Annotated in this window: 10 protein-coding genes; 6 read left to right on the top strand and 4 right to left on the bottom strand. The window is 44.5% G+C overall.

Going from position 1 to position 13713, the window contains the following annotated elements; all coding sequences use genetic code 11:
- Positions 1–170: 170 nt before the first annotated feature.
- Entirely contained in the window at positions 171–539 is a 369-nt protein-coding gene (locus FEM33_RS26235; RefSeq protein WP_139014927.1) for a T9SS type A sorting domain-containing protein, read from the bottom strand.
- A gap of 515 nt (positions 540–1054) precedes the next feature.
- Between FEM33_RS26235 and FEM33_RS26230 the strand changes: the two genes are divergently transcribed.
- The 5 genes from FEM33_RS26230 to FEM33_RS26210 all read left to right on the top strand — a co-directional run bounded on the left by FEM33_RS26230 (position 1055) and on the right by FEM33_RS26210 (position 3147).
- Positions 1055–1603, top strand: a complete 549-nt coding sequence (locus tag FEM33_RS26230; RefSeq protein ID WP_139014926.1) for an RNA polymerase sigma factor — start codon at positions 1055–1057, stop codon at positions 1601–1603.
- A gap of 11 nt (positions 1604–1614) precedes the next feature.
- Positions 1615–2001, top strand: coding sequence for a hypothetical protein (locus FEM33_RS26225; protein ID WP_201747843.1), 387 nt, complete (start codon positions 1615–1617; stop codon positions 1999–2001).
- Positions 2002–2133: 132 nt separating this feature from the next.
- Positions 2134–2394: a hypothetical protein gene (locus FEM33_RS26220; protein WP_139014925.1), complete on the top strand. Its 261-nt coding sequence runs from the start codon at positions 2134–2136 to the stop codon at positions 2392–2394.
- A gap of 3 nt (positions 2395–2397) precedes the next feature.
- Positions 2398–2583: a hypothetical protein gene (locus tag FEM33_RS26215; protein ID WP_139014924.1), complete on the top strand. Its 186-nt coding sequence runs from the start codon at positions 2398–2400 to the stop codon at positions 2581–2583.
- Between the two features lie 162 nt (positions 2584–2745).
- Positions 2746–3147, top strand: a complete 402-nt coding sequence (locus FEM33_RS26210; protein ID WP_139014923.1) for an Hsp20/alpha crystallin family protein — start codon at positions 2746–2748, stop codon at positions 3145–3147.
- A 70-nt stretch (positions 3148–3217) separates the two neighbouring features.
- On the opposite strand, the gene FEM33_RS26205 is transcribed toward FEM33_RS26210, so the two are convergent.
- The 3 genes from FEM33_RS26205 to FEM33_RS26195 all read right to left on the bottom strand — a co-directional run bounded on the left by FEM33_RS26205 (position 3218) and on the right by FEM33_RS26195 (position 11937).
- Complete coding sequence (locus tag FEM33_RS26205) at positions 3218–6775, bottom strand: VCBS repeat-containing protein (RefSeq protein ID WP_139014922.1); 3558 nt, start codon at positions 6773–6775, stop codon at positions 3218–3220.
- 100 nt (positions 6776–6875) lie between these two features.
- A complete protein-coding gene (locus FEM33_RS26200; RefSeq protein WP_139014921.1) occupies positions 6876–8618 on the bottom strand; it encodes a RagB/SusD family nutrient uptake outer membrane protein in 1743 nt (580 codons plus the stop codon).
- Between the two features lie 67 nt (positions 8619–8685).
- Positions 8686–11937, bottom strand: a complete 3252-nt coding sequence (locus FEM33_RS26195) for a SusC/RagA family TonB-linked outer membrane protein (RefSeq protein ID WP_139014920.1) — start codon at positions 11935–11937, stop codon at positions 8686–8688.
- 439 nt (positions 11938–12376) lie between these two features.
- Between FEM33_RS26195 and FEM33_RS26190 the strand changes: the two genes are divergently transcribed.
- Positions 12377–13693, top strand: coding sequence for an FG-GAP repeat domain-containing protein (locus FEM33_RS26190; RefSeq protein WP_229214434.1), 1317 nt, complete (start codon positions 12377–12379; stop codon positions 13691–13693).
- The last annotated feature ends 20 nt before the right edge of the window (positions 13694–13713 follow it).

The following is a 13713-nucleotide window of genomic DNA, read 5'->3' as shown; positions in this document are numbered from 1 at the left end:
AATCCTTTAATACTATCTCCGTTCAGATAAGCATTTACAATCGTTAGTCTGAACTCTACACTGAATTTTCTGTTTTTACCCATAAAAAATGCCCCCAAGAAGTGTCTAACTTTTTGGGGGCAGTGCATTTCAGGGCTGCCTTTTTTATAACTAAATCGGTATGCTGCAGATCAGTTGATTGCTACTGCTGTAACCTGACGTTTTGTTTCCGTTGTGATTACAAACGGCTTGGAAGAAACTTCATTTCCGTTGTTCACAATAAAGCTGTACTGACCGTCTGCAAGGTTGGACAAATCAAAAATCTTGGAATAATTTTCTGATTTCGGAAGCGCAGTGCTGTAAACGATATCTCCGCCGAAATCTTTGATAACAAGAGAAGACTTATCTTTTACATTTTCAAGCGTCAGTTTGAATTTCAGTTCGCCTTTTGAAACAAGCTCGATTGCAGCATTGTTTTCTTTTACTTTGTCAGCAGCGATAGAAAGGTTTGCAGCAGATACTCCCATCAAAACTGCAAGTGTCAAAATTGTCTTTTTCATTGTGTTGTGAAATTTAATGTCTTGTTCGGATTTACAAATTGTACTTTTCAGATATTTCGTCAATATTAAGGTCTAATTCCGGCAAACAGTGACTTTTATTTCCTTTTCTCTCTGTTTGATGATTCAAATGTACATCACAATACGAATATAAAACAATAGCCAAGTTTTCAGGAAGTTAAAGTTCTTTTTCCTGTTATGCATATATATTAGAATAATCCTATGATTATAGCAAAAGTGCAACAAGTAGTTCGAAATTTGCCACCTGTATGGAAATAGTTCAATTTGCAATCCGTTGTACTTTACCTAGAAATAGCATTGATAAACAGCGTATGCAGAGCCGGCTGCTTTCCTGTCTTTAAAAATCCGCGATACAGCAAAGGTTTAAACTGCATTTTCACCTTCGGAAATGTCGGGCAATACATGTTTTTTAGGCTGTTGCAGAAAATAATCCTTTTGTTTTAAAGTAATTTCGTTTGCAACCCGTCTGTTACTTTGTTACCTGTTTTCCCTTCATTTTGTCGCAGAAAAGGCCAAATATCATTCAGACTGTCACATCTTACAGCAAGCAGCTGCTGGGGTTTATCCGGCAGCGCGTGAATACGGATGAAGATGCCGAAGATATTCTGCAGGATGTGTGGTATCAGCTCAGCAGCGTGCCCGAAATCGAAGCCATTGAACAGATCGGAAGCTGGCTGTACCGCGTGGCTCGTAACCGCATTATTGACAAGTACCGCAAACAGAAGCCGGATTCGCTGGAAGATTACGGCTATGAAGATGAAGACGGAGAATTTTACTTCAAAGACATACTTCTGGCCGACGACGGCACGCCGGAAACGGTGTACATGAAAGAACTTTTCTGGGAGCAACTGACGCTTGCTTTACAGGAACTTCCTGAAAGCCAGCGCCAGGTTTTTATCTGGAATGAACTGGAAGACCAGACTTTCCAGGAAATTTCGGACCGGACAGGAGAAAACATTAAAACCCTTATTTCCAGAAAACGGTATGCCGTGCGTCATCTTCGTGAACGCCTCGAAACATTTTATCAGGAATTTGTAAATTATTAAATTTGTCAATTATGAATCAGCGACATACATATAGAAGGCGTTTCTGGATGTTCCCGTTTTTCGCACTGGCCGCAATACTTTTGCTGGGAAACATTATACGCTGGTTATGGAATGCCATTTTGCCTGATTTGCTGAATGTGAATCCCATTTCGTACTGGCAGTCTGTCGGGCTGCTCGCATTATGCCGGCTGCTGTTCGGGAACTTCGGCGGACGCAGGGGCGGCCCGGGCCGCTGGGGAAGACAACCGCGTTTCAGTCGCGGAAATTCAAATGATGACAAGCGGGGTTTTGGTCCGCCGTGGCGAAACAAATGGATGGAAATGACCGATGCGGAACGCAGCAAATTTCGCCAGGAAATGCGGCGGCGCTGCGGAAAGCCGCCAGAAAATGACTTATAAACGAATCCGGCCATATAGCCGGATTTTTTTTGCTTTTATATCAAATCTTTTAAAGTATTTTCTGCTGCACGCCGTCTGCGATTATATACAGCATATCCATGCATTCGGTTTTCACCTTTAAAATTAAAAGCCATGTTCTTACAAGTTGTCAAAGTAGTGATTGCAGGAATTCTGGGCGGCATTTTACTTTTTGCAGTTCCCTTTTTCCTTTTCAAGGCTCTGTTCTTTTTTCTCTTTCTCGGGCTCGTTTTCAGACTGTTTGCAGGAAGGTTTTTCGGATTCCGCAGACCAAGACGGTTTGACTTCGATTTCGATGATTACCAAAGATTCCGGCCCTATGAAGGCAAAGAAAGATTAAGAGATTATTTGAATGAAAACCCTAAAAACATATAATCGATGAAAAGAAGCACGCGAATTATTCTGGGTGCAGGCATTGCCTTGCTTACCGCCGCCGGCCTGCATTATACAGTCGGCTCACGCTTTCATGAAAGGGCCTATTTCGGACGTTACGGGTATGAAGGATGCGGCCACAACTGGCATGGTTACGGCGAAAGACCAACTTTAAACCAACCTTGGCGGTGAACAGGGAAAGGATTGTTAGAAATGAAGTCATGAATTGAAATGTATTGAAATGAGTTGAAAATGTTGATAGCAAATCAGCATTTTTATTAAATAAATTCTCCAACAGCTAAAAAGCTAACAGCCGACAGCTCACAGCCAGCAGCTAAAAAATGAAAATCAACTATGTGCAACAGATATGGAAATCGTGGCTATGGAATGCGCCATGAACATTTTGGAAAACAATTCGGCGAAAGCCGGTATTACCGTGTTCCGGTCAATATTTTGAAAAACGAGAACAATTACGAACTGATGGTTTTTGCGCCCGACCGGTCGAAGGAAGACTTCCGGATCAGCATCAAAGGCCATGAACTGACGGTTTCCTACGAACTGAAAAATGACCAGCGCGAAAAAAGGAACTGGATACGGCATGAGTTCAGCAAGGCATCGTTTGAAAGGACTTTTATCATTGATGAAACCGTGGATACGGAAAATATCCGTGCAGAATACGTGAATGGCATTTTGCAGCTTACTTTGCCCGTTATACCCGGCTCGGAAAAACCTGCTCAGGAAATTAACATTGCTTAAATAATGCATCTAAACGCAAAACCGCTGCAAATTGGTTGCAGCGGTTTTTGCGTTTAACAGAACAGACAAATTATTCTTTAACGACTCTTTTTACGCCTTTTGAATCTATAATAACCACTTCATCTGCGTTCATAGGCAGAAAAAGCGTATGTGCAGATTGTGAAAGAAAAGAAGAGCCGTAACTAATTTCCTCGCGTCGGGTTTTACCGTTTTTAAGTTTCAGCAATGCCGTTGTTTCCATCGGTGCCAGCTTTATTTTCTTCATTTCTTTACGGATTTCATGGAAGCGCAGCGAGTCGCGGTTTTGTGATGTTACAGCAATCCACTTGTTGCCCGAAGCCGGAAGTTTTATCAGACCTTTTGCATTGCCCGAAGCTGCATATCCGCTTTGGGAAGGACTCAATGCCTGAAATTTCCCTTTGCCGTTTCCTTTTAAGATCAGACCATAAAACGCGTCATATCTTCCAACGGAAACTTCCGATCCGTAATCATTTCCTGAAAGCATGACGTCCAGATTTCCATCCTGGTCAAAATCGTCCGCAATCATTCCGAAAATGGGTGCAAACTGCGCTTCAATTGGCAATTCGTGTACGGCGAACTTGCCGTTGCCCAAGTTTTCAATGTAGCTGCTTTTCATCCAGTTCACGCTTACATGCAATGCGTCTTTCAGTTCTTCCGGTTTTAAGATATCCGTTAACGAAGCCTCCGCAAATTTCCCGTATTCCTGAAATCGCTGGCGAACCTGAATAATCTGCTTACCCATATCATCGCGGGTATTGTATGGGAACTCTTTATAGGAATTGTCCTGCGCTTTGTAAAAAACAGTTGGAATGGCGTCAAAATAACCGTCGTTATTAAAATCCTTTGCATACATGCTCACAGGCCTGCTTTCCGAAGCCCTGCTCAACGAGTTCATACCCAGGTTGCCTGCGATGTAATCCATATCCCCGTCATTGTCAAAATCACCGGCAAGCAGACTTCCCCACCAGCCTTTTTTACCTTCCAGCCCGGAAGTAATCTTCTTCAATTTCCCGTTTTCATTTTTCAAGAAAGTAAGCGGCATCCATTCGCCGGCCAGTAACAGGTCCGTCCAGCCGTCGTTATCGAAATCGGTCCATAATGCGTCACAGATCATGCCGATATTTGCCAGTTCCGGCGCGACTTTGGCCGTCACATCCGAAAACCGGGCGACATGGTTCTGCGTATCATTGCGCAACACGTAACTGGAAACTGCTTTCGGATATGCGCCGGATTCCACTCTGCCGCCAACAAAAAGGTCCAGATCGCCGTCGCGGTCATAATCAACTGCTTTTACGCAGGAGCCGTTAACCAGAAACTGCGGCAACGCAGCCGTATCGTTTGTAAATTTCCCTTTTCCGTCATTGAGGTACAGCATGCTTTTCAAGCCCTGCGAACCGGTCTGCAGTTCGTAACTTCCGCTTACAATATACAGGTCCAGATCCTTGTCATTATCCGCATCAAACAGCAGAACGCCCATATCTTCGGTCACTTTTTCCGGACCGTCGGCACCGGGAAGAAGGTCCGCAACCCTGGATTTTCCATCCGGCTGCTGCAACATGAAACGGCCTTTGTGCTGGAATGCGCCTCCGACAAAAACATCGTCAAGTCCGTCGCCATTTACATCTCCGGCAGCCATGGCCGGCCCGAACTGGGATAATTTGTGCGGCAGCAATTTCTGAAGATTAAAGTCGATGGCGTCCGTTTCTTCATGTCTGTAGCCTACGTTCAGCTTTGAAGTAATGTCTGTAAAAAGCGTATTCTCAATAACATTTTCTTTTTCTTCCGGAATAAAAGCGGCATTTTTTTCTGAAACAGTAATAACCTGATTTCCAGAAACATTTTTAATGATCTGACTTTTTCCGCCCGGCCATGTGACTTTCAACTGATCGACTTTTTTGTTTTTACCCAAACCAAAATGCACAACCGGTTCAATCGTTGACAAGTATCCGCGATAAGGAGAATTTTCTGCAATCTGTTTCTGACCGCTTGCGTAGGTTATTTCTGCAATGGCGCCAATCCCGGCTTTATTGTTCCTTTCGCCTTTGAATGCAATCCGGAGGTAATTGCTTTCTTCCGGTTTGAGCTGAATGCTGTTGTTCCGGCATACAAAAGCGGAATCATTTATATTGTTGACCACATAATCCAGATCGCCGTCATTGTCCAGATCGGCATAAGCGGCGCCGTTTGAAAAGCTTGGCAGTTCAATGCCCCAGTCGTCTGTTACATCTTCAAACTGCAGACCGCCTTTATTTTTAAAAGCAAAATTCCTGATTTTGACTGTCGGGATATAATCCAGCATCATCATGGGTTCCATGACGCTGGAAACTTCATTGCGGTAAGCAATAAAATCAAGATCCGTAATATCGCGCGGAAAACCGTTTGTAATGATCATGTCCCGAAAACCGTCATTATCGAAATCCGTGACCATCGGCGTCCAGCTCCAGTCCGTTTCCGCAATTCCGCTCAGCAACCCGATTTCACTGAAAACCGGATCTTTGCTTTTCCCGTCCAGATTTCCAAGATTCAGCTGCAACGTGTTGCGCGCCACCTGATACTGATAACCAAAGAGTTCGTTGTTCTGATACGTTACGTAACTGTTTGCCGGCGTCATCATTTTCTTGCGGCGGTTGGTAGCCGGCATCATATCAACGGCAATGACATCCATCAAGCCGTCATTGTTTATATCGGCCACATCGTTGCCCATGGCAGAATGCGACGTATGCTTGAAATAGGATGGCGCTTTGTCTGTAAATGTGCCGTTGCCGTTGTTGATGTAAAGCAGATCATTCGTGAGATAATCATTGGTCACGTAAATATCCTTCCAGCCGTCCTGATTGACATCGGTTACATTCACACCCAGTCCGTACCCTTCAATGAGTATGCCGGCTTCTCTGGAGACGTTGGTAAAAACGGGATGTTTCAGCTTTTCATTCCAGTCGTTCCGGTAAAGCCGGTCTGTTCTCCGCGAAGATCCGTCTGTGATTTTTTTATGATACTTGTTCGGAAAATTGTTGTCATCCATTTCGTTGACAACCAGAAACAGATCGAGGTCGCCATCATTGTCATAGTCCAGAAAAGCAGCATTTGTTGTGTGCGTCGTGTCGGCAATGCCGTACTCTTTTCCCATTTCCTTGAAAACAGGAACCTTGTTTTTATCAAGTCCCTGATTTACATAAAGCAGATTTTCACGTTCCTGCGGCACTTTGCGCACTGAAGAACAGACATAAATATCCAGCAGATTGTCATTGTTTATATCCACAAGCGCAACGCCCGTCGACCATTTGTTCGATGCCTCCACGCCTGCTGCTTTGGTAACATCTTCAAATTTGAAGTCACCTTTGTTCAGATACAGTTTATTATCCACTGAATTTCCGGTAAAATAAACATCCGGCAGACTGTCATTGTTAAAATCGCCCAATGCCACGCCCCCGCCGTTATACACATACTCGAATGAAAGAATGTTCATCGTATCGTTTTCAGCAATGCGGTTGGCAAACTGAATGCCGGTTTCTTCACTGTCGAGCTGGGTAAACGTTTTAAGGTCCTTTTTACAGGAATTCAAAAATATCAGTAGGAAAAATACTGAAAGTAAGTACTTTAAGAACATTGTGTAATGCAATGAAAAGATAGGAAACGGATATCTCGAAATTAATAAAAGGAGATGGCAAATCAATACCATCTCCTTTTGTCACCTGTATTGAAAATGATCAGTAACCAGGATTTTGAATAAGCACATCTTTACCAAGCAAATCGACCTGATCCTGCGGCAATGGAAGATACTCATTTTTATTAGGGGTAAATTTCGCACCGCCCAGTGCACCGCTCAGCTTCTTGCTTTCATAGGCCAGATAAGCGTTGATTTCCTTATCTGCAGTTCCCCAGCGTACAAGGTCAAAGAAGCGGTGGCCTTCTCCTGAAAGTTCCAGTTTTCTTTCAAAACGAACCGCAGCACGGGCTACATCTTTGGAAGTCCAAGGCGTTTTATACGTGCTGATCACGTAATTGGCAGCATTTTCACCATTGGCGCGTTTTACAAAACTGGCAGGATTGGCTGCACGCTGGCGAACAAGGTTTGTATATTCACGTGCTTTTTCCAGTGATCCTACTTCAATCTCGGCTTCCGCAGCCATGAGCAAAACATCTGCATAACGGATGATATTTACGTTAATAGCGGTATAACCCGGTGTCCAAGAACTGTTATCCTGCAGGGAACCAACGTCTGTTCTGTAGTACGCATATTTCTTGTTTGAATAAGGACCGGCATTTGCCTGATTTCTGATCCAGTCGTTACCCGGATGATCAATCCAGTCCAGATACGGAATACCTCTGCGGCCGATGGAATGGTCAAGACGCGGATCAACAGGCTTGGCATCCGGCGTAAAAGGATCTTTTGATTTCAAGCCCATATCCGTTTTCAATTCATTGGCAGGAGCGTTGTAAGAACCATCCAGCAAAGGCAATCCGGTTGCATCCGTTCTGAAAGAGTTGCCCAGTTCAAAGCTTGGTGCAAAGAAACCGCAGCAGTTTCCGGGACCGTTCGGACCGGTGTTATATGGCCAGTTAAGGTCAAATTCCGGGTTTGCATTGTTTACACTTCCCGTATTGGCAGCAGCCTGAATCGCAAATACCGATTCTTCGTTGTTATCGTTGGAAGCTTTGAATGCATCCTGATACCGGGCAACAAGGCCGTACTTTTTACCGTTTGTCGTTTTTCCGTTGGCAATGATCAGATCGTACAGCGCCTTTGCTTCGGCAAACTTCTTCTGGTACATGTACACTTTTGCAAGGTATGCCGCAGCACCCCATTTGTTCACCCGTCCTACGGCAGTTTGCGTTTCAGGCAGGTTTTCATAGGCATATTTAAGGTCAGCTTCAATGAAAGGGTACAAATCCACATTATTGGACACTTTCTCGATTCCTGTACCGTAATCTTTGGTTTCATCCACGTAAGGCGTGTTGTTAAAACCTCTTTTCAGCTCGAAATAATAGTGGGCGCGCAAGAATTTCGCTTCACCGCCAATGCGTTTCTTGTCATTTTCAGTCACGTCTTCTTTCGCAATTCCCAGCAGTTTTATTACAAGATTGGCACGGGCAACGCCTTCGTAAAGACCTGTCCATTTATCCGTAATAACACCCTGCGTTGTGAGGTATTCAAATCGCTGGATCGGGTTAATATCACTGAAATCGCCCGGATCGGTACCTTTGTTTGCGTCACCGCCGCGGATACTTCCCCAAACCCAGTTACTGGCGCTGGCCATACGGTTGGCACGTCCGTTAAGCTGGCCGTAAACAGAAACCAGCACGCCTTCAATTCCCTTTTTTGTAGACAGCTGGGCTTCGTCGAGCTGGCCGGTTGCGGGAATTTCAAGAAAACTTTCTTTACAGGAGTAACCGATCAGCATGATTGCCATTAAAACCGCCAATCCTCCTTTGGATAATATTTTTTCCATTTTAATATTTTTTTGTCAAAATCTGTCTGAACCGAAGTTGTGAAATCAATTTTTGCAAGTTTCAATTTCAGAATCCAAGGTTGATCCCTACTGTGTAGCTTCTTGTGATCGGATAGTTACCTACGTCAATACCGAAGTTCGTATCGGCATTACCGCCGACGCCCGGATCAAGTCCCTGATATTTTGTTACTGTAAACAGGTTATTTGTTGAGGCAAATACTCTGAGCTTCTGCATTTTGATCTTGCTTAACAGGTTACCCGGAAGTGTGTAGCCCAGCGTAATGTTCTGCATTCTGAAAAACGAGCCGTCTTCAACATAAAAAGAGTTCGACTGCGTGTTTGTGCTGAAATTGGATGTGCTTTCAAAAATCGGGGTATTTGTGTTCGTGTGATCCGGCAGCCAGGAATCTTTAACTCTCGCACTGACAGCCGCGCCTGTGAAAGACGGATAGAAGTCAGTAAACCATTTGGAAACGTTGAAAATCTTGTTGCCGATGGATGTATACATATAAGTTTCCAGATCAAAACCTTTGAAAGTAAAGCGAAGGTTGACACCGCCTGTAAATTTCGGAACCGGGCTGCCAAGGTATGCACGGTCGTTGGTGTTAATAACGCCGTCACCGTTCACATCTTCATAGCGGAAACGGCCGGGTGCTGCTCCATCCTGATCAGGCGCGCTGTCCACTTCGGCTCTGTCTTTGAAAAGACCCATTACCTTGTAGCCGTAAAAGGAGGAAATGGAATAGCCTTTCTGATTTCTGATCGGGTTGATTCCGCGGAAACCAGGGTTCACAGAAGTAAGGTAATCAAGTCCGGGTGCCAGCGACTCGATGTTATTCTTAAGAACACCGGCAGTGAAGTTGAATTCATAACCAAGATCGTCGCTGAACCGGCCTCTTGTAATAATCTGCAGGTCAATACCTTTGTTGGACATTTTGCCTACGTTGACAGAAGGTGCAGATGCTTTATAACCGGCAGTAGCTGTAACCGGAACCTGAAACAACAAGTCTTTGGTATCTTTTTGCCAGAAGTCCAGAATTACGTCCAGTTTTCCTTTAAAGAAAGTTGCATCGATACCGATGTTTTTGGTAATACTGGTTTCCCATTTGGCACTTCTGTTTCCGATGCGGGTACGATAGTAACCTTCCAGTGCGCTTGAATTTGTTCCGTTAAGGTCATACGACGATTCGGCGAGATTGGCTCCGTACAAACTGTACTGGTTATTCGGATCCACGTTATTGGAGTTACCCATTAAACCGTAACCTCCGCGGATTTTCATTTCGGTGATAAACGGAATACCTTTCATGAAGTTTTCCGATGACAGGCGCCATGCTGCCGAGAATGCCGGAAATACGCCATAACGGTTGTTTGCTCCAAATCTGGAAGATCCGTCCCTTCTCACAACTCCTGTAACAATGTATTTGTCGTTGAAAGTATAATTGGCGCGGCCAAACAAAGAGTAGAAGTTCACCCCTTTGTAGAACTCACTGCCAATGATCTTGGAACTGACATTGTTCATGTTGATGTAATTGACATCCGTTGAAAACGGGTTCAGACCGGAAGAGTTCTGGTTTTTACCCGCTCCGCTGTTCAGGGCTTCCTGACCGACAATTACATCCAGTGCATGTAAACCGAACTGTTTTTTGAAATTCAGGGTGTTTGTCAAAGTCCAGGCAAAACGGTGTCCCGATCCTTCGTTATAGCCAAATGCAGAGTTGTTTTCGGAGTTTTCATATTGCAGCCTGCTAAAACCTCTGTTGCTGTAATTGTTGAATTGTCCGCCGATGCTTGAACGAAGCGTCAGACCCGGAATTACGTCCAGCTCAACATAGAGATTTCCGAAACCATGACCTGCAAAAGCGCTGTTGTTGGCCAGTCCGTCGCGGCTTGCAACCGGGTTGCGTGGATTGTTAAAGCCTTTTGCTGCTGTTCCTGCATACCCGCCGAATTCATCATATACCGGAATAATGGAAGGCATTCGGAATGCAGAAAGAATGTCGTTTTCATCCGCGGAAACGCCTTGTCCGCCGCCGCCGCCGCCCTGGCCCAGCACCTGCAGATAAGTAAACTGTGCATTCTGGCCGATTCTAAGGTTCTTCAACACATCAAATTCAGAATTGATCCGGAAAGCATAACGTTTGAAGCTGTTGTTCAGCAAAATACCTTTCTGATCCTGAACACTGAAGCCCGCGTAAACGCGGCTGTTGTCCCCACCTCCCGAAAAGCCCAGCGTATGGCGCTGAAGAGGCGCATTGCGTGTAATGGCATCATACCAGTCTGTTCCCTCCCTATTGGCACGAACAACCTGATAAATCGGACCTGCAGCCGGATTCACATTGTATTTCAGTTTTTCTGCAGCAAGGTCAAGCGTTCCGCGTACGCCTGTTGCACCACCGACATTGATATAATCCGGAAGTACAGGCGTATCGCCGTTTCCGTATTGTCCACTGGCTACGTTTGTGAATTTCGGAAGCGAGTCACCCTGGAAAGCGTCATTCCGGATGGCCTGCCAGGTCCAGTCCGCCTGTTCCTGCGGCGTAAGCATTTTCTGGCCTTTTCCCGGTGTGGTGATACCGAAAAGCCCGTCATAAGTAATACTCAGCTTTTTAGCTTTTTTGGTACCTTTTTTAGTGGTGTAAACGATTACACCGTTTGCAGCACGTGCTCCATAGATAGAAGCAGCAGCGGCATCTTTCAAAACCGTTGTTGATTCAATATCATCAGGGTTAAGGAAATCGGTGGAGCCGGTGGGGACACCGTCTACAACATACAAAGGCTCGTTACCGCCAAATGCACCAAATCCCCTTACACGAATCTGGCTGGTTGTTCCGGGCTGCCCGTTGGTAATAACCGTTACACCCGCAACGCGTCCCTGAAGCTGCTGCTCAACGTTACCGGACGGTGTGGCAGTAAGGTCCTTTGATTTTACGGTTGCCACGGCACCCGTGGTTTCGCGCCGGCTGTCGACGGTGTAACCCGTTACAATCACTTCTTCAAGACTGGAAATGTCGTCTTCCATTTTAATATCGACAACGCTCTGATTGCCGACCGGTACTTCAATTGTTTTGTAGCCAACAAAACTGACAACCAGTGCATCGTTCCCCGATCTTACGGTAAGTGAAAATTCACCGTCACCATTGGTATTGGTTCCGGTCTGTGTTCCTTTCAGGACAACGGTTGCACCCGGGATTCCCACTCCCGCAACATCTGTAACTTTTCCGGTTACCTTTCTTTCCTGTGCAAATGCCGCCAACGAGAAAAGGCTGAGCACAAGGGAGAAGACAAGATACCTCGCAGGATTCCTGTAAATTCTTTTCATAATTTTCTATTAGGTTAATAATCTTTAAGCAACCAAATTTATAATTATTTAAACATATTTTTGTCTCATATGCATTAATATTTTTTTACAGTGAAAAAATAGTATTATAAAAAGATAAAATAATGTCACTCAAACATGCAATAAGGCTACTTAGAAACACTTTTTAGCCCGAATACAGGAATATTTAACTTTTGTATCCGATAGAAACCTTTTAGTATCTTATATCTGAATGATAAAATTGTATTACACTTTATTTTTTGCAAGACATATCTTTTCGATACTAATTATATGCAGTCTTATACTTTCCTGTCAGTCTGAAAGAGAATCGGCTTTAACCGAAGGCAAATTACTGGCCGGAAAATATTGCAGCAGCTGCCATTTATTCCCGGAACCGGCCTTACTTGATAAAAAAACGTGGATTAATGGTGTTTTGCCGGCAATGGCCGGCCAGCTTGGCATTGAGGTATTACAGGGAAATGTTTATCTGACAGACAAGAAATCGGCACTTACAGGAAAGGAATGGTCCAGATTGGTCGAGTATTACAAAACACTGGCACCGGATACACTGCAAAAAGCCGCTGTTCCGGTTGTTGCTGCAAATGACTGGTGCCATTTTGTATTAAAAAAACCCGAAGAAGATCCGGGTGCAGTCAGCAGCACGACAATGGTTGCCATTGATGAAAAAAACCACCGGATCCTGACAAGTAGTTCTGAACGCTCTGCTATATATGAATACAGTTCAAACCTCGAAATAATTCTTAGCTCTGACTTGCCTTCCGCTGCAATCGACATTTCATTTGCACAACAACCCGGACAGGATGACATTATCACATGCATGGGCGGAATGCAGGCCATGGATAATACCAAAGGGCAAGTTTTAAAATACAGGCAAAAAAACGGCAAAGCCGATCTGCTGTCGTCTGACCTGATCCGACCCATACAAACCCGGCCGCTGGACTACAACAAGGATGGATTGCAGGATTATGTCGTATGTGCTTTCGGGCATAACCGCGGAGGTTTGTATATTCTGAAACAAAATGCGGATCATACTTTTGGAAAAGTGCCGGTCCGGGAGGTTCCGGGTGCAACACAAAGTATTGTACAGGATTTCAACCATGACGGCTGGCCGGATATCATGACTTTGTTTGCACATGGCGATGAGGGCATATGGCTGTTCCTGAATAATCAGCGCGGCGGATTTACTGCAAAAAACATCATGCGTTTTCCGCCTTCATTTGGTTCGAGCAGCTTTCAACTGATTGATATGGATAAAGATGGAAATGAGGACATTGTTTATACAGCCGGCGATAACAGTGATTATTCCAGAATCCTGAAACCTTACCACGGCATTTATATTTACAAGAACACAGGCAACCTTCATTTTGAAAAATCATACTTTTATCCGGTAAATGGCTGTACAAAGGCCATTGCTGCCGATTTTGATAAAGACGGAGATACGGATGTTGCCGTGATTGCTTTTTTCGCAGATTTCAAAAGCAATCCGGCCCAAACATTTTTATATTTTGAACACGTCAATGAAGACATAACATTCAAGCCGCATGTAATTCCTGTTACGGCAAATGGCCGCTGGATATGTATGGATGCAAACGATTATGACAATGACGGCGACACGGATATTGTTCTGGGAAATTATTCGAAAGGTTTTCTGAATCAGGAAAATGTGAAGCCGAGCTGGAATATCCATACACCTTTTGTGGTACTGGAAAACAACATCCTGAACAAAAAGAGTAAGTGATCGCTTGAAATCCAGTAATC

It is taken from the genome of Dyadobacter flavalbus (genome assembly GCF_006149045.1).
GTDB lineage: Bacteria > Bacteroidota > Bacteroidia > Cytophagales > Spirosomataceae > Dyadobacter > Dyadobacter flavalbus.
This window is presented reverse-complemented; position numbering and strand designations above follow the sequence as displayed.